The organism is Streptomyces sp. NPDC079141, assembly GCF_040686775.1.
Taxonomy (GTDB): Bacteria; Actinomycetota; Actinomycetes; order Streptomycetales; family Streptomycetaceae; genus Streptomyces.
The window spans coordinates 959,849-980,567 of sequence record NZ_JBFBLP010000002.1; the positions used below are offsets into that span (position 1 = coordinate 959,849).

The window sequence follows — 20,719 nt, forward strand, 5'->3', positions numbered from 1 at the left end:
CGGGGGGAGCTGCCCGGCGTCGGTCCGTCGCTCCGACGGGGGATGCGGAGCGCCTACGAAGTATGTCATGGGTCACCCGCCGCCCGGCACCGGAACAACACTATTGATCTGAGCTTTTCTTGAGCTTGGTGCGGAGGTGGAATCCGTTTGCCCGGCATCCGCCGAGCTCACATATGCTCCCGCGACTTCCCGTCCGAACCCCGTCCGGGGTCGGTCGCGGCATCTTCCGGGACGGGTTCCGGGAAGGGTTCCTCCGCCCGCGGCGGGAGCATCGGAGGCGTCGGCGTGGTCACGAACGTCGACGGCAGCGACGGCGCGTTCTCCCGCCCGGCGTTGGCGATCACCACCGCGATGTACGGCAGCACCAGGCCGAGTACCAAGGCCACTACGGCGACGTGCCGTTCGACGTTCCACAGCGTCGCCGCGAGAATCACCGACAGCGTGCGGATCGACATCGAAATGACGTACCGGCGCTGCCGCCCGCGCACATCGTCGTGGAGTCCCGCCCGGGCTCCGGTGATCCGGAATACCTGGGCGTTACCGCCTCCGTGCTGCTTCCGCATCACATTCCACCATCCGCCCGCATCGGACTCTCCCCTGCCCGCACCCGGACCGCCCCCGCTCGGGGGACCGGGCCCGGACACCCTCCACGTTACGCCTGGCCTGCGTCGCCTACGAGACCGGGGCACCTTCCGCGCGGGTGACCGGCCTGCGCCGTCCCCAGTACGGCCGCACCCGACATGCGGCGTACCCGGGGCGCGCCGAGACTGACCCTAGTGCTCACGTCGAGCCGTACAAGGAGGCAGCCATGGGCTGGTTGTGGGCGATCATCGTCGGATTCGTGCTGGGCCTCATCGCCAAGGCGATCCTCCCGGGCAAGCAGCACAGCCCGCTCTGGCTGACCACCATCTTCGGCATGATCGGCGCCATCGTCGGCAACTCCATCGCCCGGGCGGCAGGAGTCGAGTCGACCGCCGGGATCGACTGGAGCCGGCACGCGTTCCAGCTCATCGCCGCGATCATCGTCGTGGCCGTCGGCGACATGCTGTACATGGCGACACTGGGCAAGAAGAAGCAGAGCACCTGACAGTGCGTACGACGAAGGGGGCGGCCCTCCCTGTGGAGAGCCGCCCCCTTCGGCGCGCCTAGGCGCCGGTGACCTCGACCGCGGCCAGGTTCTTCTTGCCCCGGCGCAGCACCAGCCAGCGCCCGTGGAGCAGGTCCTCCTTGGCCGGGACGGCGTCCTCGGTGGCGACCTTCACGTTGTTCACGTAGGCGCCGCCCTCCTTCACCGTCCGCCGCGCCGCGGACTTGCTCGCCACCAGCCCGACCTCGGCGAACAGGTCGACCGCCGCAACCAGCTCGGCGACCTGGATGTGCGGCACCTCGGAGAGCGCCGCGGTCAGCGTCCGCTCGTCCAGCTCCGCCAGCTCGCCCTGCCCGAAGAGGGCCCGGCTCGCGGCGATCACGGCGGCCGTCTGGTCGGCGCCGTGCACCAGCGTCGTCAGCTCCTCGGCCAGCGCCCGCTGCGCCGCACGGGCCTGCGGCCGCTCCTCCGTCTGCTTCTCCAGCTCCTCCAGCTCCGCGCGGGACCGGAAGGACAGGATGCGCATGTACGTCGAGATGTCCCGGTCGTCCACGTTCAGCCAGAACTGGTAGAACGCGTACGGCGTCGTCATCTCGGGGTCGAGCCAGACGGCGCCGCCCTCGGTCTTGCCGAACTTGGTGCCGTCGGCCTTGACCATCAGCGGCGTCGCCAGACAGTGCACCGAAGCATGGGGCTCCAGCTTGTGGATCAGGTCCAGGCCCGCCGTGAGGTTGCCCCACTGGTCGCTGCCGCCCTGCTGGAGCGTGCAGCCGTAGCGGCGGTACAGCTCAAGGAAGTCCATGCCCTGGAGCAGCTGGTAGCTGAACTCCGTGTAGCTGATGCCCTCCTGGGACTCCAGGCGCCGGGCGACGGAGTCCTTGGTCAGCATCTTGTTGACGCGGAAGTGCTTGCCGATGTCCCGCAGGAACTCGATGGCCGACATGCCGGCCGTCCAGTCCAGGTTGTTGACCATGACCGCGGCGTTGTCGCCCTCGAAGGACAGGTACGGCTCGATCTGCGCGCGCAGCCGGGTCACCCAGTTCGCGACCGTCTCCGGGTCGTTCAGCGTGCGCTCGGCCGTCGGGCGCGGGTCGCCGATCTGGCCGGTGGCCCCGCCGACCAGGGCCAGCGGACGCAGGCCCGCCTGCTGGAGCCGGCGCATCGTGAGGACCTGCACCAGGTGACCGACGTGCAGGCTGGCCGCGGTCGGGTCGAAACCGCAATAGAACGTGACGGGACCGTCCGCGAGCGCCTTGCGCAAAGCGTCCTCGTCAGTGGACAGGGCCCACAGCCCGCGCCACTTCAGCTCGTCGACGATGTCCGTCACGGTTCTCGTATCTCCTTCGGAGGGCTCGTATTCAGGTACGAGGTTATACGCCCTGACTGACAGAGCTCATATTGAAGTCCGGCACCCTCAGGGCCGGCATCGCAGCCCTAGTGAACCAGTCGCTCCACTCCCGGGGCAGCGTCTTTTCCGTGCGCCCGGCCTCGGTGGCCCGGCCCAGCAGGTCAACCGGCGACTCGTTGAACCGGAAGTTGTTCACCTCGCCCGTGACCTCGCCGTTCTCGACGAGATAGACGCCGTCCCGGGTCAGGCCGGTGAGCAGCAGCGTCGCCGGGTCGACCTCGCGGATGTACCACAGGCAGGTCAGCAGCAGCCCGCGCTCGGTGTCGGCGACCATCTCCTCCAGGGAGCGGTCCTCGCCGCCGTCCAGGATCAGGTTGTCGATGCCGGGCGCCACCGGCAGCCCGGTCAGCTCCGCGGTGTGCCGGCTGGTCAGCAGGTGCCGCACCTCGCCCTCGCTGATCCACTCGGTGGCGGCGAGCGGCAGACCGTTGTCGAAGACCGACGAGTCACCGCCGGAGGAGTGCGCCAGCACGAAGGGCGCGGCCTCCAGGCCCGGCTCGTTCGGGTCGCTGCGCAGGGTCAGCGGCAGATCGGTCAGCTTCTCACCGACCCGGGTGCCGCCGCCCGGCTTGGAGAACACCGTCCGGCCCTCGACCGCGTCCCGGCCCGACGCCGACCACATCTGGTAGATCAGCAGGTCCGCGACGGCGGTCGGCGGCAGCAGCGTCTCGTACCGGCCCGCGGGCAGCGCCACCTTCCGCGCGGCCCAGCCCAGCCGTACGGCCAGCTCCGCGTCCAGCGCCGCCGGGTCGACGTCCTTGAAGTCGCGCGTGGAAGTGCCCGCCCACGCCGAGCGCGTACGGTCCGGGGACTTGGCGTTCAGCTCCAGCGTGCCGTTGGGCTGGTCGTGCCGCAGACGCAGGCCCGTCGACGTCCCCACATAGGACGAGACCAGCTCATGGTTGGCGAAGCCGTACAGCTCGCGTCCGCCCGCACGCGCGCGTGCGAACGACTCGCCCAGCGCCGGCGCGAAGTCGGCGAACACCGCGGACGAGGTCTCGGCCGGCGCGTCCGTGAAGTCCGGCGACGCCGGTACGCCGGTGACCAGCGGCCGGGCGTCCTCGGCGGGCGCGGCTCCGCGCGCGGCGGCCTCCGCGGCCCGCACCAGGGGCTCCAGCTCGTCCGCGGTCACCGCGGAGCGCGACACGACGCCGGAGGCCGTGCCCTCCTTGCCGTCGACGGTGGCGACGACCGTGAGCGTGCGCCCGCGCGTGACGCCGTTGGTGGTCAGGGCGTTGCCTGCCCAGCGGAGGTTGGCGGTGGAGTGCTCGTCGGCGATGACGACACAGCCGTCCGCGCGGGACAGCTCCAGGGCGCGCTCGACGATCTCGTGCGGCTTGTTGGTACGGGCGCTCATCGACCGGCCTCCTGCGTGGTGTTCAGAATGTTGACTCCCCTGAAGAGGGCGGACGGGCAGCCGTGCGACACCGCGGCCACCTGGCCCGGCTGGGCCTTGCCACAGTTGAAGGCGCCGCCCAGGACATAGGTCTGCGGGCCGCCCACGGCCGCCATGGAGCCCCAGAAGTCGGTGGTCGTGGCCTGGTAGGCGACGTCCCGCAGCTGGCCGGTGATCCGCCCGTTCTCGATCCTGAAGAACCGCTGCCCGGTGAACTGGAAGTTGTAGCGCTGCATGTCGATGGACCAGGACCGGTCCCCGACGACGTAGATCCCGCGGTCGACCCCGCCGATCAGGTCCTCGGTCGACATCCCGGCCGGATCCGGCCGCAACGAGACATTGGCCATGCGCTGCACGGGCACGTGCCCGGGGGAGTCGGCGAACGCGCAGCCGTTGGACCGCTCGAAACCGGTCAGCTTCGCGATGCGCCGGTCGAGCTGGTAGCCGACGAGCGTGCCGTCCTTGACCAGGTCCCAGGACTGGCCCGCGACGCCCTCGTCGTCGTAGCCGACGGTCGCCAGGCCGTGCTCGGCGGTGCGGTCACCGGTGACGTTCATCAGCTCGGAGCCGTACCGCAGCTTGCCCAGCTGGTCGAAGGTGGCGAAGGAGGTGCCGGCGTAGGCGGCCTCGTAGCCGAGCGCGCGGTCCAGCTCGGTGGCGTGGCCGATGGACTCGTGGATGGTCAGCCACAGGTTGGACGGGTCGACGACGAGGTCGTACACGCCCGCCTCGACGCTCGGCGCGCGCATCTTCTCGGCGAGCAGCTCGGGGATCCGCGCGAGCTCGCCGTCCCAGTCCCAGCCGGTGCCCGTCAGGTACTCCCAGCCGCGTCCGACGGGCGGCGCGAGGGTCCGCATCGAGTCGAACTCGCCGCTGGACTCGTCGACCGACACCGCGGTCAGTGACGGGTGCAGCCGCACCCGCTGCTGCGTGGTCACGGTCCCGGCGGTGTCGGCGTAGAACTTGTTCTCGTGCACGGTCAGCAGCGAGGCGTCGACGTGGTTCACTCCGTCCGCTGCCAGCAGCCGCGTGCTCCACTCGGCGAGCAGCCCCGACTTCTCCTCGTCGGGCACGGTGAACGGATCGATCTCGTACGACGAGATCCACGTCTTGTCGGCGTGCACCGCCTCGTCGGCCAGCTCGACCCGCTCGTCCGACCCGGCGGCCTTGATGACCTGCGCGGACAGCTTCGCCATCGCCACGGCCTGGCTCGCCACCTTGGCGGCGGCGTCCATGCTCAGATCCACGCCGGAGGCGAATCCCCAGGTGCCGCCGTGCACCACACGCACCGCGTACCCGAGGTCGGTGGTGTCCGACGACCCGGAGGGCTTGGCGTCCCGCAGCCGCCAGGACGCGCTGCGCACCCGCTCGAACCGGAAGTCGGCATGCTCCGCGCCGAGCGCACGCGCGCGTGCGAGAGCGGCGTCCGCGAGGGCGCGTAGGGGGAGTGCCGTGAAGGACTCGTCGATGGTATGAGGCACCTGGGTCTCTTCCTGTCGCCGTAACCGTGGTCGCTCCGATCATGTCGCGGTCGGCGGGGCGCGGACCACACGTTTGCGGCCGGACCGCGGGCGAGTTCTGTAGGGACCCGACAGGGACGACCCCGAGCCACTGTCGGTGCTCGATTGTCCGCGGACGCCCCGGGACCGATAGGTTTTCGAGGAAGCCGCCTGTCATCCAGGTGTTCGGGCGGGTGTCAGAGACCGCTATCGAAAGGGTGATCCGTTGAGCCGCTCGGTTCTCGTCACCGGAGGCAACCGGGGCATTGGCCTCGCCATCGCCCGTGCGTTTGCCGACGCCGGCGACAAGGTCGCGATCACGTACCGCTCGGGAGAGCCGCCGGCCGGCTTCCTCGCCGTCAAGTGCGACATCACCGACCCCGAGCAGGTGGAGCAGGCCTACAAGGAGATCGAGGCCGAGCACGGCCCGGTCGAGGTGCTGATCGCCAACGCGGGTGTCACCAAGGACCAGCTCCTGATGCGTATGTCCGAGGAGGACTTCACCTCGGTCATCGACACCAACCTCACCGGCGCCTTCCGTGTCGTCAAGCGTGCCAACCGCGGCATGCTGCGCGCCAAGAAGGGCCGTGTCGTCCTCATCTCCTCCGTCGTCGGGCTGCTCGGCTCCGCGGGGCAGGCGAACTACGCCGCCTCCAAGGCCGCCCTGGTCGGCTTCGCGCGTTCCCTCGCCCGTGAGCTGGGCTCGCGCAACATCACCTTCAACGTCGTCGCGCCCGGCTTCGTCGACACCGACATGACCAAGGCGCTCACCGACGAGCAGCGCGCGAACATCGTGTCGCAGGTCCCGCTCGGCCGATACGCGCAGCCGGAGGAGATCGCCGCGACGGTGCGGTTCCTCGCCTCGGACGACGCCTCGTACATCACTGGAGCCGTCATTCCCGTTGACGGCGGACTGGGAATGGGTCACTGATCACCATGAGCGGAATTCTTGAGGGCAAGCGCGTCCTGATCACCGGTGTGCTGATGGAGTCCTCCATCGCCTTCCACGCCGCCAAGCTGGCCCAGGAGCAGGGCGCCGAGATCATCCTCACCGCGTTCCCGCGGCCCACGCTGACCGAGCGCATCGCCCGGAAGCTCCCCAAGCCCACCAAGGTCATCGAGCTGGACGTGACCAACGAGGAGCACCTCGGGCGGCTGGCCGACGTCGTCGGCGAGGAGCTCGGCGGCCTCGACGGCGTCGTGCACTCCATCGGCTTCGCGCCGCAGGACGCGCTCGGCGGCAACTTCCTCAACACGCCGTTCGAGTCGGTGGCCACGGCCATGCACGTCTCGGCGTACTCCCTGAAGTCGCTCACCATGGCCTGCCTGCCGCTGATGCAGAACGGCGGCTCGGTCGTCGGCCTGACCTTCGACGCGCAGTACGCGTGGCCGCAGTACGACTGGATGGGCCCGGCCAAGGCCGCCCTGGAGGCCACCAGCCGTTACATGGCCCGTGACCTGGGCAAGCAGAACATCCGCTGCAACCTGATCTCCGCGGGCCCGATCGGCTCCATGGCCGCCAAGTCCATCCCGGGCTTCAGCGACCTGGCCTCCGTGTGGGACTCCCGCTCCCCGCTGGAGTGGGACCTGAAGGACCCGGAGCCGGCCGGCCGCGGCATCGTCGCCCTGCTGAGCGACTGGTTCCCGAAGACCACGGGCGAGATCATCCACGTCGACGGCGGTCTGCACGCCATCGGCGCCTGACATCCCCCGGTGAGGGCCCGTGTCCTTCGGGACGCGGGCCCTCACCCGTTCGGCCCACTCGGCCGGGCAGGGGCGGCCGACAACTGCGCACTCTGGACTAGGCGTTCATCGCGCCGTTCCCTCCCCAGCACGGCCGAGGAGGTCCCCTTGTGCGTCTGCCCCGCAGCCTCGCCCCAGCGACCGTCGCCGTCGCCCTCGTGCTGACCCTGCCGTACGAGGCGACCCCGCACGCGCGCGGGGAGGCACACGAAGCCGAGCCGTTCGGAGCGGAGTGCCGCACGAACGTCCAGGGCTCCCATGTGATCGCCTACTGCCACAACCCCCACGCCGACGTCGACCGCGTACGGCTGCACATCGAGTGCGACCGCTGGTGGGACCTCGACACCGACAGCTCCCCGGTCGACACCGGGCCGGCCGCGACCGTACGGCTCACCGGCCGCTGTTGGAAGGAAGTCCGCTCGGTGTGGGTCAGCCACCAGAAGGCGTGAACCGCCCGGGACGGCACTGGAACGGATAACCGGCCGCCTCCTCGGCCGCCGCTGCCGAGTCGCCCGCCCGGATCGCGTCGACCAGCCGCGTGTGGTCCATGTACGTCTCCGGGGTCAGCTCCTCGCCGACGTCCTCGCGCAGCCAGTCCCGCAGCACCTCGCCCAGGTCCGCGTACATCGCCGTCATCGCGTCGTTGTGGGACGCGGCGACCACCGCCAGGTGGAAGGTGGCGTCCGCCGCCACGAACCGCTCCGCGTCACCCGACGCCCAGGCCTCCTCGCGCCGCACCAGCAGCGCGTCCAGCTGCTTGAGGTCCTTCTCGGTGCGCCGCTCGGCGGCCAGCTTCGCGGCGGCCGACTCCAGTGCGGAACGCAGCTCGGCGATGTGCCGGGGGTCGGCGTCGGCGAAGCGACGGTGCATCACCCCGGCCAGCTCACTGGTCGCCACGACGTAGGTGCCGGAGCCCTGGCGGATGTCCAGCAGGCCGTTGTGCGCCAGGGCGCGGACGGCCTCACGGACCGTGTTGCGGGCCACGCCCAGCTGCTCGACCAGCTCGGGCTCGGTGGGGATGCGCGAGCCGACCGGCCACTCGCCCGAGGTGATCTGGTTCCGCAGCGCGGCGATGACCTGCTCGGACAGCGCAGAGCGGCGCGGGTGGCTCAGGGGCATGGCACACCTTCGCACGGGACGGGCGGCCGTAGGGCGCCAGGGGATGGACAACCAATCATCCCATGATTCTATGATGGTGCCCATGGTGAGCGAGGAAACCCGGACGACGACGTCCCCGACCGTCAGCAGTTCGGCCGCAAGCGGACCCGCACCCACGCGCGCGTGGGCCGTGCGTCTGGTCGTCCTCGGCATCGTGCTGTCCGCCCTCAACCTCCGTCCCGCCATCACCAGCCTCGGTGCCCTCCTCGAAGAGGTGCGCGACGGCCTCGGCATGAGCGGCAGCATGGCCGGGCTGCTCACCTCCGTGCCCCCGCTCTGCTTCGCCGTCTTCGGCGTCACGGCACCCCGGCTGGCGCGCCGCTTCGGACCGTCCGCCGTGGTCTGCGCGGGCATGGTCGCGATCACGGCCGGGCTGCTGATCCGCCCGTACGCGGGCAGCACGCCGGCCTTCCTGGCCGCCAGCGCCCTCGCGCTGATGGGCATCGCGGTCAGCAACGTCCTGATGCCGGTCATCGTCAAGCGCTGGTTCCCCGACCGGGTGGGCTCGATGACCGGCCTGTACTCCATGGCCCTCGCCCTCGGCACGTCGACCGCGGCGGCCGTCACCGTGCCGATGACGGACCTGCTCGGCGGGAACTGGCAGACCGGGCTCGCCGTGTGGGCGGCCCTGGCCGCGGCGGCCGTACTGCCGTGGATTCCGCTCGTACGGGACCGGGGGGCGGGGTCGGCCGAACCGGCACCCGCGCGCGAGGAACCGCCCGCCCTGCGCATCACCCGCAGCCGCACCGCCTGGGCGCTCGCCGTCTTCTTCGGGCTCCAGGCGACCGCCGCCTACATCACGATGGGCTGGATGGCGCAGATCTTCCGCGACGCGGGCGTGCCCGCGTCCACGGCCGGGCTGCTGCTCGCCGTGACGATGGTGATGGGCGTGCCGCTGGCCTTCGTCATCCCGCGCGTGGCCACCCGGCTGCCGCACCAGGGCCCCATCGTGCTGACGCTCGGCGTCTGCGGCCTCGCGGGCTACGCGGGCCTGTACTTTGCGCCCGCCGGCGGCGCCTGGGCCTGGGCCGTGCTGCTCGGCGTCTCCAACTGCGCCTTCCCGCTGGCCCTCACGATGGTCGGGATGCGGGCCAGGACCGGCGCGGGCGTCGCCCAGCTGTCGGCCTTCGCGCAGAGCACCGGCTATCTGATCTCCATCCCCGGCCCGCTCCTGGTGGGCGTGCTCTACCAGCACAGCGGCGGCTGGGGCCTGCCGATCGCGCTCATGACCGGCCTGATGCTCCCGCAGATGGCCGTCGGCTTCCTGGCCGGGCGCAACCGCACGGTCGAGGAGGAGGCGGCCCGCTGAGCGCCGCCCGCGGCCTCGCGGGCGAGCCCTACCCCGGCGGGCCGGGCAGCCGTACCCCGGCGGGCCGGGCCGGTGCGGCGGGTGCGAGACTTGCCGTATGTCGCCAGTGCTCGACCCGAACCCGCAGAACGGCCAGAAGAAGATGCTGCTCGTCTTCGGCTCGTTCCTCGCCATCTTCGTGATCATCGCCGTCATCGCGACGATCGCCTCGCCGTGACCGTGCCTCGGGGCCGTGGTGGGGCTAGCACCACCATCCCCTAGGGGGCGAGTGTCAGGGTCAACTGGGTGGATCACCGGATGGGTTGAGGGCCGCGGATTCCGTAGCTTCGAGATGTGACCGCGAGACGCGGACCACGGAGCAGGAAAACGGCCCACTCGAAGACCCGCGGAGGCACCCATGTCGGCCCCTACGCACACCCCGCCCCGCCCGGCGTCCCGGGGCGGCGTCGACATCAGGCTGCCCTGGTGGGCCCTCGCCCTGCCCGCGCTCGCCTTCGTCGCGCTGCTGGCCCTGATACTCAACCCGGCCGAGGCGCACGCCGCGACGGCCGACCCCGCGTTCGCCCAGCTCTTCGAGCGCGTCCAGCAGCTGCTGGGCCGCTGAACACCTGTGGAGCTGCCCGTCAACTCCCTGCGCCCCATGGCGTGTTTCATGCGAAGCTGGGACGCATGAGCGTCGCAGAACCCCGCAGGATTGTCCTCTTCCGGCATGCGAAAGCCGACTGGCCACAGGTGACCGACCACGAGCGGCCGCTCGCTGAGCGGGGCCGCATGGACGCAGCCGTCGCCGGACGCAAGCTCGCCGACACCGGTGTCCCCTTCGACCTGGCACTGTGCTCGACCGCGACCCGGACCCGTGAGACCTGGAAGCTCGCCGTCCACGAGTTCGAGCACCGGCCGAAAACCGTCTACGAGGAGCGGATCTACGAGGCCTCTCCCGGCGAGCTGATCGCCGTGCTCAACGAGACCCCCGACGACGTGCAGAACGCCGTTCTGATCGGCCACAACCCCGGTGTCCAGGGCCTCGCCGAGGTCCTCTCCGGCTCGGCCGAGGACGGCGCCCGCGAGCGGATGACCCGCCGCGGCTTCCCGGCCGCCGCCTTCGCCGTCCTGACCTTCACCGGCTCCTGGAAGACCCTGGAACCCGGCGTGGCAAGCCTGCGCGACTACTGGGCACCGTCGGACTGACCCGACCCGACCCGAACGAGAGAGGCCCGTCGCCGTCCTGGCAACGGGCCTCTTGGCTCGGGGGTGGCTTGGGGCGACCGGGGTGGTCCATACGGTGCATGGCCGCGCGTGGTGATCTGACTCGCGGGGCGGGGTGGCTGCGGGGCGGGGTGGCGATTCGGGCTGGCTGCGGGGCGGGCACGCGACCGGCTCACCGGTCGCGATTTGGGCCGCGCTGCAAGCACGTGATCTGAGCCGCGGGGCAGGCGCGCGCCCTGGCCCACAGGTCGGGCCGTGCGCCTCGGCCCACAGCTCGGGCCGCCCGCGCCCCGAACGACAGGTGCGGTCCACGGCTCGGCCCGCGGGACAGCGCCGCAACCCCACTCACAGGGCAACCCGCAGGCCGGGCTTCGGCCCGCTGCCTTCGTCGTGCAGGCTCCGGCCGTCAGCCCGCGTCGTGCGGGCCCTGGGCCGGCCTCTTCCTTCGTGCGGGCCTCGGTCCTGAGCCCTTGTCGTGCGGGCCTCGGCCCTCAGTCCTCGTCGTGCGGGCCCCGGCCCTGAGCCCTCGTCGTACGGGCCCCGGCCCTCAGTCCTCGTCGTGCATGTCCGCGGCCTCGACCTCTTCGCGGGTGACGCCCAGCAGATAGAGGACCGTGTCGAGGAAGGGCACGTTCACCGCGGTGTGTGCGGCCTCCCGCACGACCGGCTTGGCGTTGAACGCGACGCCGAGTCCGGCCGCGTTCAGCATGTCCAGGTCGTTGGCGCCGTCGCCGATCGCCACCGTCTGCGCCAGCGGTACGCCCGCCTCGGCGGCGAACCGGCGCAGCAGCCGCGCCTTGCCCGCCCGGTCCACGATCTCGCCGGTGACCTTGCCCGTCAGCTTCCCGTCGATGATCTCCAGGGTGTTGGCCTGGGCGAAGTCCAGCCCGAGCCGCTCCTGCAGATCGTCGGTGACCTGGGTGAACCCACCCGAGACGACGCCGACTTGGTAGCCGAGCCGCTTCAGCGTACGCACCAGCGTGCGCGCGCCCGGCGTCAGCCGCACCTCGCTGCGTACCTTGTCCACGACGGAGGCGTCCAGCCCCTTCAGCAGCGCCACGCGCGCGTGCAGCGACTGCTCGAAGTCCAGCTCCCCGCGCATCGCCGCCGCCGTCACCTCGGCGACCTCGTCCTCGCACCCGGCGTGCGCGGCGAAGAGCTCGATCACCTCGTCCTGGATGAGTGTGGAGTCCACATCCATCACGACCAGCCGCTGGGCCCGCCGGTGCAGCCCGGCCGCGACGACCGCGACGTCGACACCGAGCTTCGCCGCGTCCGTCACCAGGGCGGTGCGCAGCGGCTCCGTCTCCACGCCGGAGACCGCGAACTCCACTGCCGTGACCGGGTACTTGGCGAGCCGGAAGATACGGTCGATGTTGCCGCCGGCCTTGGTGATCTTCGAGGCGATCGCGGAGGTCGCCTCCGCGGTGAGCGGGTGGCCGAGCACGGTGACCAGGGACCGGCCCAGACCGCGCGGACGGTTGTCGCCGAGGCCGGAGATGATCTCGGCCTGCATCTTCATGGACTCCGCCCAGCTGTGGACGGTCGCCCGCAGCTCGCCCTCCAGCCCGCGCGCCGGCTCGGTCACGAGCGCGCACAGCACGATCCGGCCACGGGTCACGACCTGCTCGATGTCGACCACGTCGACGGAGAAGGCGGCGAGGGTGTCGAAGAGTCCGGCCGTGATGCCAGGCCTGTCCTTCCCGAAGATCTTGACGAGAAGGGTCGGGACGTCAGAGGTCTGCGAAGCGCTCATGATGGTTCCACCGTATCCGGCACCCAGTGCCTTCCGCCCCGGTGGTCCGCCTAGCGGACAGGGAACACTGGGTGTCGCCTCGATGGCCCGGACCTTACACAACGATCACGGCTCGCCCCACGGGTCACCCGCGCCCCTTGGGCCCCCTCGGCGGCGGCGGCGGAGGAGGCGGCGGAGGCGGAGGCGGCGGCCCCTCGCCCGTGCCACCGGACCTGCGGTCCTCGGGCCGCGGCCGCGGAGGCCGCTGAGGCGACCTCGGCGGCGGCTCGATCGGCCGAACGACGGTGGGCGCGCCGTACATGTCGTCGGGCGGAGGGCCGTCGTCGTCCTGATCCGACTCGTCGCGGGACGGCGGCTCGGGCGGCGGGACCGCGCCGGGGGGCTGTGTGTAGCCCGGTGGTGGGACCCGGCCTCCCGGTTGCCTGCCTCCGGGCTCGGGAGCTCCGCCCGGCCCTTGCGAGCCGCCCGGACGCTGGGCGCGCCCGGGAGATGAAACGCCGCCCGGCGCCTGCCCACCCCCAGGCGGCGGACCCGCATCCGAAGGCCGAGCGTCCTCCGGCTCCCTCGGCTGCCGGAGCTCGTCCGGCACCCTCAGATACGGATTCGTCGCAGGATTCGGCGGCCGGTACGAGGGCGTGCCGTGCGCATACGGCCCTGCCGCCCCCGCTTCCTGCTGCTGACCGCCGCTCGCTTGCCCGGTACGCCCGGCATCCGCTTGCCCGGTACGCCCGGCACCTGCCTGCCCTGGGTACGCGGCGCCCGGCTGCCCGGGATGCGCCTGCCCCGGAGGCCCCGCCCCCGCCTCCCACCGATCCCCGGCACTCGCCGGCCCCGGATACGCGGTTTCCGCCTGCCCCGGATACGTCTGCCCCGGAGGCCGCGCCCCCGCTTCCCACCGATCCCCGGCACCTGCCTGCCCTGGATACGCGGCACCAGCCTGCCCCGCATACCCGCCACCCGCCGCCACCGACACCCCGGCCGCCCCGTCACCCAGTGCCAACAATGCCAACGGCGCCGCCTGCTGCCCCGCAGCCCCGGTCGCCCGGGCGAGCAGCGCGCCCGCGGCGCCCGCCCCCGCGCCCCAGGCCGCCCCGAGGAGCAGCGCCATGCCGAGTCGGCCCTGCAGTTCGATTCCGGCCCCGAACGCGTCGACGCCGAGGACGGACAGCGAGGCGTCCACGGACACCTCCGTCAGCCACGCCAGCAGCGGCAGCGTCAACGCCGTCGCGACCCCCAGCCGCAGCGCACACTGCCCAACAAATCCGAGCGCACGAGAGCCCCGAACACCCGCACCACCCGCACCACCGGTGCCACCGGCACGAGCCGCCCCCTTCCACCCACCGTCATCCCCACCCACCGCCGTCCCCGCCAGCGCCCCCACCGGCCTGCCCACCGGCGTCCGCACAGCCGTCAGCACCCCCGCCAGCAGCATCATCACCGCCGCCGCGATGCCGAGCAGCCACACGCGGCTGTCCAGCTCGGCCAGGCGCCCCAGAGTGAGGGCGTCGTCGGAGTCGACCAGCAGGTCGTCGACGGGATCGGGCAGGAACTGCGCGAGCGGACCCGTGGCCTCGCCGTCCCAGGGCACGAACAGGCCGACCGGGATACCCAGCCACACCCCGTTCGGCGCCCCGAGCAGCGCGGCGCCCCCGATCCGCTTCGGGTTGTCGTCGCCGATCGCCGCGTACGCCGCTGCCGCGAGCCCCGCCACGACCGCCAGCAGCAGCACGGTGACGAGCGCGGAGACGGCCGGCCGTACGACGCGGTGCACGGCCTCCCAGCCGCGCGGCAGCGGAGTGCGCCGCGAGGCCAGCAGCGCGATCAGCAGGATCCCGGCCGACCAGCCCATGCCACCGAGCAGGGTCGGCGCCGTGTCGACGGTGAAACCCACCGCCGCCTCCGCGTCGATCAGGTCGCCGATCTGGTCGGGCAGCAGCCCGCCGATGTCCCCGACGTCCCCGAGCCCGGGGATCTCGATGCCGCCGCCCCCGCCCCCGCCGCCGGGCAGGTCGTCGAGCCCGAGGGCGCCGCCGTCGATCGTGATGACATCGTGGCCCGCCCAGGCAAGGCCGCCCAGCATCGCCACGAACAGCGCGACCACCGCACCCGCGCGCGCGAGGAGTTCGGCCGGTGAGATCACAACTCCCGCCGCCCGCAGGGACCGTAGGAAGAACCAGGACAGCAGCAGCGCGCCGACCAGGCTCACCCCCAATGGCGTGATCTCGATGGCGGTCGCCGCCTCCGCGCCCGTCAGCCCGAACGCGGACACGTCGCCCGACGGCGTCACCGAACCGCCCGCCCCGAGCGCCACGACCGCCGCGGTCATGGGCCCCAACGAGCCCGCCGAGTCCGCCTCCAGCAGATGCAGGCCGAGCGCCGCCGTGCCCGCCATGCCGATCAGCGCCCAACTCACCGCCGCTATGGCGGAGAGCAGGACGTCCCCCCACGGCACCTTCGTGCCGTGGTCCGCGGTCTCGACGTTCATGGACGCACTCATGGCAGATCCCCCGATCCCCCAGATCCGCGACGCGGCGAAGTCGCCGCGCATGTCCCCCTCGCGTGGATTACCACTCTCCGGGTCGGTTTCAACCCCCGTCAACGGAACCAGTCGATGCGTATGCGCGTGGTCTTCACAAGGCCCGACTTTCGGTCAGGGGGCCGAGCCTGAAATAGTTCCCGACGATGTTCGACATCCCTAGACTCCCTGTGATGGGGGTAACTCGGGGGACTACTCAGTGGGGCATGGAGTGCCGGAACTCGTACTGGAATTCAACGGACAAACCTGGACGCTCGATCCGTCCAGGACATACACCCTCGGACGCGATCCGCAGGGAGACGTCGTGCTGGACGACGCCAGGGTCTCCTGGCGCCACGCCACGATCAGCTGGAGCGGCCGCAGTTGGGCCATCGAGGACCATGGCAGCACCAACGGCACGTTCGTGCAGGGCCAGCGGATCCACCAGATGGAGCTCGGCGCCGGCACGTCCGTACACCTGGGCAACGCGACCGACGGACCGCGGCTGAACCTGTCCGGCGCCGCGCAGGGCGTGGCCGTGCCGCAGGCCCAGCCGCAGCAACCGTACGCCGCCCAGGGCGCCAACCCGGGCTGGGCCCAGACGCCGCAGCAGCAGGCCCCGCAGGCCGGTTGGCAGCAGCCCCAGCAGGGCGCGCCGAACATCCCGCAGCAGCAGGGTCCCGGCGTCGGCGCGGGGGCGCCGCCGGTCTACGGCGACCGCAGCCCCACCACGTTCCACCAGTTCTCCATCGGCCGCGTGATGCGCATCGGCCGTGCCCTGGAGAACGAGCTGGTCGTCTCCGACCTCCAGGTCTCCCGGCACCACGCCGAGTTCCACTCGACGCCCGACGGTCGCATGGAGATCCGCGACCTGGGCTCGCACAACGGCACGTACGTCAACGGTCAGCCGATCGCCAAGGGCGGCTCGCAGCTGCTCGGACCGGCGGACATCGTCGGTGTCGGTCACTCGACGTTCCGTATCGTCGGCGACCGTCTTGAGGAGTTCGTCGACACCGGTGAGGTCTCCTTCTCGGCCCGCCATCTGACCGTCACGGTCGACGGCGGCAAGCAGATCCTCAAGGACGTCTCCTTCGGCGTCCCGGAGAAGTCGCTGATCGCGGTCATCGGCCCCTCCGGCTCCGGCAAGTCGACCCTGCTCAAGGCGCTCACCGGCTACCGCCCCGCCAACCAGGGCGACGTCCTCTACGACAACCGGAACCTGTACAAGCAGTTCGCCGAGCTGCGTCAGCGCATCGGTCTGGTTCCGCAGGACGACATCCTGCACAAGGAACTGACCGTCAAGAAGGCCCTCAAGTACGCGGCCAAGCTCCGCTTCCCGGCCGACACCACCGGCGCCGAGCGCGAGGCCCGCATCGACGAGGTCCTGCGCGAGCTGAAGCTGGACATCCACAAGGAGAAGAAGGTCACCTCCCTCTCCGGTGGCCAGCGCAAGCGTGTCTCGGTCGCCCTTGAGCTGCTGACCAAGCCGTCGCTGATCTTCCTGGACGAGCCGACCTCCGGCCTCGACCCGGGCATGGACCGCGACGTCATGCAGCTGCTGCGCGGCCTCGCCGACGACGGCCGTACGGTCCTCGTGGTCACCCACTCGGTGGCCGAGCTCGCGATCTGCGACAAGCTGCTCGTGATGGCGCCGGGCGGCGCGGTCGCCTACTTCGGCCCGCCGGAGGAGGCACTGAACTTCTTCGGCTACGACACCTGGGCCGATGTCTTCTCCGCCTTCGAGAACTACCGCGACTACGACTGGGCGGGCCGCTGGAAGGGCTCGCAGCACTACCAGATGTACGCCGCGGACATCGACGCCGTTGCGCCGCAGTCCGTACAGATGCCGCCGATGCAGGCGATGAAGCCGCCCAAGCCGCAGGGCTGGATGAGTCAGTTCGGCACGCTGGTGCGCCGCTATGTCTCGGTCATCGCGTCCGACAAGGGCTTCCTGGCCCTGTCGATCATCCTGCCGCTCGTCCTCGGCTCGGTGAGCCTGCTCATCGACTCCGGCAAGGACCTCCTGGTCAACACGGAGATCAACCCGAACACCGGCAAGCCCGTCGCCAACGGCACGGCCCTCACGGTCCTGCTGATCCTCGCGGTGGGTGCCTGCTTCGCCGGCGCCGCGAACTCCGTCCGTGAGCTGATCAAGGAACGGGTCATCTACGAGCGGGAGCGCGCGACCGGCCTGTCCCGGTCCGCGTACCTGATGTCCAAGGTGTTCGTGCTCGGCCTGATCACCGTGCTGCAGGGCCTGATGGTCGGCGTCATCGGCTTCTCCAGCCGCACCATCCCGGACGAGGGCCTGATCCTCGGCAGCCAGATCCTGCTGGAGCTGTGCATTCCGATCATGGCGCTGGGCTTCACCGCGATGATGTTCGGCCTGATCATCTCGGCCCTGGTGAAGACCGCCGAGAAGACCATGCCGCTGCTGGTCATGTTCGCGATCGTCCAGGTCGTCTTCACCGGCTGTCTGTTCCCGCTGGCCAACTCGGTCGGCGTCAACGAGCTGTCGTACCTGATGCCGTCGCGCTGGGCGGTCGCCGCCGCGGGCGCCACGCTCGACTTCAACAAGATCAGCCCGCCCGCCAAGGGCGACAGCGACGACCCGCTGTGGGAGCACACCGTCGGCGCCTGGGGCATGGACATGGCCGCCCTGATCGTCCTCGGCGTGATCTGCGGCATCTTCGTGGCCCGCTTCCTGCGCCGCCACGAGCCCGAGGTCATGCGCAAGTAGCGGTCCCCGTACGACGCCGAAGGGCGGCACCCGTCAGGAGGTGCCGCCCTTCGGCGTTCCGTACAGAGGTCCGCGCCGGCCTCAGTACGCGCTGTTGACGTTGTCGATCGAGCCGTACCGGTCGGCCGCGTAGTTGGCGGCGGCGGTGAGGTTGGCGACCGGGTCGTACTGGCTCCAGGCGGTGCCGGGGACGTGGTACGCGTCGAAGGTCGGCTTGATGATCTGGAGCAGACCGATCGACGGGGTGCCGTTGATGGCGTTGATGTCCCAGTTGTTGATGGCGTTCGGGTTGCCCGAGGACTCCCGCATGATGTTGCGGTACAGGCCGTTGTAGGTGCCCGGGATGTTGTGCTCGTCCATGATGTCGAGCGCGTGCTTGATCCAGCCGTCGAGGTTGTTGGCGTAGGTCTTCGCGGCGACCGGCTTGACCTGGGCGCGGGCGGCGGACCGGCTCGCGGCCTCCTTCGCCTTGCGCTCCGCCTCGGCCTTCTTCTTGGCGGCCTCGGCAGCGGCCTTCTTCTTCGCCGCCGCCTCGGCCTCGGCCTTCTTCTTGGCCGCTACGGCCTCGGCCTTGAGGCTGGCACCCGCAAGCTGGTCGGTGATGCCGGCCTTGACGTCCTGGATCTTCTCGGAGCTGTACGCCACCGTGCCCGCGGGAGCCTCGGCCGTGGTCGTCTGAGCGTTGCCCGGAACCGCGGAGAACGCGAGGGCGGCGGCGCCGAGCGTGGCGACACCCGCGATCGCGATCTTGTGCCGCTTGGTCAGGGCAAGGCGATGACCAGGGGTGGAGGTGTTCTTGGGCATGCGGATGGACCTCTTCGAATAGCGCGGAGGTCGCTCGCTGTCCGGCGGGGGACACGGGTGCTTCCGGCACAAACGCCGCGGGCGGAACCCGCGGCGCTGAGCGACGGCAGCCATTCTTAGCGGCCGCAAAATTGCCAGGCAAAGATGTGACGTACGATCCCGGGTAGTTGATCGGGGAAGGGCAAATCAGGACAGACGGGAAGGTCTTTCCCGCTCACACAGGGGACCTTTATCTCCTATGCACCTTCGTACGTGATCTGGGTCCTATGCGCGGCCTCACATCGGCCGGGTAACAGTCTCACCAGCAGTTGCGGGAGCAATGCTCTGAGTGAGGGTTGTCCGTCGGCAGGAGGAGATGCACGTCCCCGAACTCGTGCCACAGGTAGAGCCCGCGCAGAGCCTCCTCGTACCCGCGGTCGATCGCCGCCCGCCCCGCGACCGCCTCCAGCATCAGCAGATGCGAGGCCTCCGGCTCGTGCAGCCCGGTCAGCAGCCCGTCCACCACCCGCACCCCGCGCTCCGGAGTGACCACGAGATCCGTCCACCCCGCACGCGCGCGTACGACCCCGTCGGCGCCCGCCGCCGACTCCACGGCCCGTACCGCCGTCGTCCCCACCGCGATCACCCGCCCGTCGCCCGCCCGCACCGCGCTGATCAGCCGCGCCGACGCCTCCGGCACCGCGTACCGCTCCGGATACGGCGGCTCGTGCGCCTCGGCCGAGGCCACCCCCGTGTGCAGCGTGACCGGCGCGAACTGCACCCCACGGCTCACCAGCTCCGCCACCATCCGCGCGGTGAAGGGCCGCGCGGCACTCGGCATCTCCGCACTGCCCGCCCCGTCGGGCGACGGCAGCGCGAACACCGTCTGGTAGACGGACAGCGGCTGGTCGCGCTCCGTATAGGAGTAGCGAATGGGCCGCCCGTGCTTCCGGAGCAGCCCGAGGACCTCCCCGCCGGACACCCGGGCCCACCACAGCCGGTCGCTTGCGGCCTCCTCCAGAACCAGCACCGAACCCCCCGGCAGCCGCACCTCCGTCCCCGCAGGCCCGCCCGCACGCGCGCGTGTGGTGCCCCTGCCATCGGGATCCCGCAGCTCGACCACCCAGCGCCCGTCGTCCCCGCGCGTGGAGAAATGCACCACCACGCGCGCGTGCCCGACCTCCCCGTCCACCGCGGCCGCCAGCGTCTGCGAGGTGTTGACCACCAGCAGATCCCCGGCCCGGAGCAGCCCCGGCAGCTCCACGAACGCGTGATGCGACACCTCGGCACCCCGCGACACGAGCAGCCGTACGGCATCCCGGTCCAGCCCCGGCCCCCGCTGCTCGGCCGGCACCCGCGCCGACAGCTCCTCCGGCACCTGTACCGCCAGCGTCATCGCCCCTCCACCAAAGAGGGCGCGCTGTAGCGCCCGCTCGCCGGCCGCTCCTCCAGCAGCCGCAGGAACCCCGGCACCACCCCGGCCGGCACCGGCCGCGGTTCGTCGTCGTCCGGTACGGCCGCCGCGTACAGATCGGTGGCCATGTCCCCCGGGTCCACCGCCCAGACCCGCAGCCCGGGCTCCTCCTCACCGAGCACCGCCGCGACATGGTCCAGGGCCGCCTTGGACGCCCCGTAGCCGCCCCACGTCTCGTAGGCCTCGGCGGCGGCGTCCGAGCTGACCGTGACGACCGTGCCCGCCGCGGACGCCCGCAGCAGCGGCAGCGCCTCCTGGACCAGGGCCACCGGCGCCACCACATTCACCTCCAGTGCCCGCCGCAGCCCCTCCAGCGGCAGCTCCTCCAGCCGTACGAGCGGCTCGGCGCCCAGCGCGCTCGCGTTGTTCACCAGCAGATCGACACCGCCGAGCCGCCGGGCGGCCGCCACAAGACCGGACCGGTGCCCGGCGTCCATGACATCGCCCGGCAGCGCCTCCACGCGCGTGCCGTGCACGGCGACGGCCGCCGCGGTCTCCTTCAACACCTCCGCGGTCCTCGCGTCGAGCACCAGATCCCAGCCGCGCGCGGCCAGCGCCTCGGCGAGCGCCCGCCCCAGACCCTTCGAGGCCCCCGTGATGATCGCTACCGGCATGACATGTCCCCTCGTCACAGATCGAAGTGCC

The 20,719-nt window shown here is 71.3% G+C and carries 19 protein-coding genes; 9 read left to right on the plus strand and 10 right to left on the minus strand.

The features are described from left to right. Nucleotides 1–167: 167 nt before the first annotated feature. Complete coding sequence (locus AB0Q90_RS09485; protein WP_363164772.1) at nt 168–563, minus strand: DUF3099 domain-containing protein; 396 nt, start codon at nt 561–563, stop codon at nt 168–170. 245 nt (nt 564–808) lie between these two features. Here AB0Q90_RS09485 and AB0Q90_RS09490 point away from each other — a divergent pair, with 245 nt between their 5' ends. Continuing rightward, a complete protein-coding gene (locus AB0Q90_RS09490) occupies nt 809–1,087 on the plus strand; it encodes a GlsB/YeaQ/YmgE family stress response membrane protein (protein WP_363164771.1) in 279 nt (92 codons plus the stop codon). Between the two features lie 58 nt (nt 1,088–1,145). Here the strand turns inward: AB0Q90_RS09490 and tyrS are convergent, their stop codons facing one another. The 3 genes from tyrS to AB0Q90_RS09505 are packed head-to-tail and all read right to left on the minus strand — an operon-like array spanning nt 1,146 to nt 5,372. After that, complete coding sequence (gene tyrS, locus AB0Q90_RS09495; protein WP_363164770.1) at nt 1,146–2,414, minus strand: tyrosine--tRNA ligase; 1,269 nt, start codon at nt 2,412–2,414, stop codon at nt 1,146–1,148. Nucleotides 2,415–2,457: 43 nt separating this feature from the next. Further along, entirely contained in the window at nt 2,458–3,852 is a 1,395-nt protein-coding gene (locus tag AB0Q90_RS09500) for a metallopeptidase TldD-related protein (RefSeq protein ID WP_363164769.1), read from the minus strand. Further along, nucleotides 3,849–5,372, minus strand: a complete 1,524-nt coding sequence (locus tag AB0Q90_RS09505; protein ID WP_363164768.1) for a TldD/PmbA family protein — start codon at nt 5,370–5,372, stop codon at nt 3,849–3,851. Before AB0Q90_RS09505 ends, AB0Q90_RS09500 begins: the two co-directional genes overlap by 4 nt. Nucleotides 5,373–5,616: 244 nt before the next feature. Here AB0Q90_RS09505 and fabG point away from each other — a divergent pair, with 244 nt between their 5' ends. From fabG to AB0Q90_RS09520, 3 genes are all read left to right on the plus strand, one after another. Beyond that, nucleotides 5,617–6,321, plus strand: coding sequence for a 3-oxoacyl-[acyl-carrier-protein] reductase (gene fabG / locus AB0Q90_RS09510; RefSeq protein ID WP_363164767.1), 705 nt, complete (start codon nt 5,617–5,619; stop codon nt 6,319–6,321). Nucleotides 6,322–6,326: 5 nt separating this feature from the next. Continuing rightward, complete coding sequence (gene fabI / locus AB0Q90_RS09515) at nt 6,327–7,094, plus strand: enoyl-ACP reductase FabI (protein ID WP_363164766.1); 768 nt, start codon at nt 6,327–6,329, stop codon at nt 7,092–7,094. 149 nt (nt 7,095–7,243) lie between these two features. After that, entirely contained in the window at nt 7,244–7,582 is a 339-nt protein-coding gene (locus tag AB0Q90_RS09520) for a hypothetical protein (protein WP_363164765.1), read from the plus strand. Here the strand turns inward: AB0Q90_RS09520 and AB0Q90_RS09525 are convergent. Beyond that, nucleotides 7,563–8,252 carry a FadR/GntR family transcriptional regulator gene (locus AB0Q90_RS09525; RefSeq protein WP_363164764.1) on the minus strand — a complete coding sequence of 230 codons (690 nt, stop codon included), beginning with the start codon at nt 8,250–8,252 and terminating at the stop codon, nt 7,563–7,565. The two genes, AB0Q90_RS09520 and AB0Q90_RS09525, sit on opposite strands and share 20 nt — an antisense overlap. Nucleotides 8,253–8,334: 82 nt before the next feature. Here AB0Q90_RS09525 and AB0Q90_RS09530 point away from each other — a divergent pair, with 82 nt between their 5' ends. The 4 genes from AB0Q90_RS09530 (at nt 8,335) to AB0Q90_RS09545 (ending at nt 10,788) form a co-directional block, all read left to right on the plus strand. Then, the gene (locus AB0Q90_RS09530) at nt 8,335–9,600 is read left to right on the plus strand and encodes a CynX/NimT family MFS transporter (RefSeq protein ID WP_363164763.1); all 1,266 of its coding nucleotides are present in this window, start codon (nt 8,335–8,337) and stop codon (nt 9,598–9,600) included. Nucleotides 9,601–9,697: 97 nt separating this feature from the next. Then, entirely contained in the window at nt 9,698–9,817 is a 120-nt protein-coding gene (locus AB0Q90_RS09535) for an SGM_5486 family transporter-associated protein (protein WP_284048361.1), read from the plus strand. A 180-nt stretch (nt 9,818–9,997) separates the two neighbouring features. Beyond that, nucleotides 9,998–10,204 carry a hypothetical protein gene (locus AB0Q90_RS09540; protein WP_363164762.1) on the plus strand — a complete coding sequence of 69 codons (207 nt, stop codon included), beginning with the start codon at nt 9,998–10,000 and terminating at the stop codon, nt 10,202–10,204. Nucleotides 10,205–10,269: 65 nt separating this feature from the next. Then, complete coding sequence (locus tag AB0Q90_RS09545; RefSeq protein ID WP_363164761.1) at nt 10,270–10,788, plus strand: histidine phosphatase family protein; 519 nt, start codon at nt 10,270–10,272, stop codon at nt 10,786–10,788. A gap of 565 nt (nt 10,789–11,353) precedes the next feature. Here the strand turns inward: AB0Q90_RS09545 and serB are convergent. Beyond that, nucleotides 11,354–12,562 carry a phosphoserine phosphatase SerB gene (serB, locus tag AB0Q90_RS09550; protein ID WP_363164760.1) on the minus strand — a complete coding sequence of 403 codons (1,209 nt, stop codon included), beginning with the start codon at nt 12,560–12,562 and terminating at the stop codon, nt 11,354–11,356. Between the two features lie 124 nt (nt 12,563–12,686). After that, on the minus strand, nt 12,687–15,059 hold the full coding sequence (locus tag AB0Q90_RS09555) for a streptophobe family protein (RefSeq protein ID WP_363164759.1): 2,373 nt from the start codon (nt 15,057–15,059) through the stop codon (nt 12,687–12,689). Between the two features lie 250 nt (nt 15,060–15,309). On the opposite strand from AB0Q90_RS09555, the gene AB0Q90_RS09560 reads away from it, so the two are divergent. Continuing rightward, nucleotides 15,310–17,817, plus strand: a complete 2,508-nt coding sequence (locus AB0Q90_RS09560) for an FHA domain-containing protein (protein ID WP_363164758.1) — start codon at nt 15,310–15,312, stop codon at nt 17,815–17,817. Between the two features lie 81 nt (nt 17,818–17,898). Here AB0Q90_RS09560 and AB0Q90_RS09565 read toward each other — a convergent pair whose 3' ends face one another. From AB0Q90_RS09565 to AB0Q90_RS09575, 3 genes are all read right to left on the minus strand, one after another. Further along, nucleotides 17,899–18,621 (minus strand): transglycosylase SLT domain-containing protein, encoded by a 723-nt coding sequence (locus AB0Q90_RS09565; RefSeq protein ID WP_363164757.1) that lies wholly within the window; start codon nt 18,619–18,621, stop codon nt 17,899–17,901. A gap of 298 nt (nt 18,622–18,919) precedes the next feature. Beyond that, a complete protein-coding gene (locus AB0Q90_RS09570; RefSeq protein WP_363164756.1) occupies nt 18,920–19,996 on the minus strand; it encodes an S-adenosylmethionine:tRNA ribosyltransferase-isomerase in 1,077 nt (358 codons plus the stop codon). Next, nucleotides 19,993–20,688, minus strand: coding sequence for an SDR family NAD(P)-dependent oxidoreductase (locus tag AB0Q90_RS09575; RefSeq protein WP_363164755.1), 696 nt, complete (start codon nt 20,686–20,688; stop codon nt 19,993–19,995). The genes AB0Q90_RS09570 and AB0Q90_RS09575 overlap by 4 nt, the downstream gene beginning before the upstream one ends. Nucleotides 20,689–20,719: the final 31 nt, after the last annotated feature.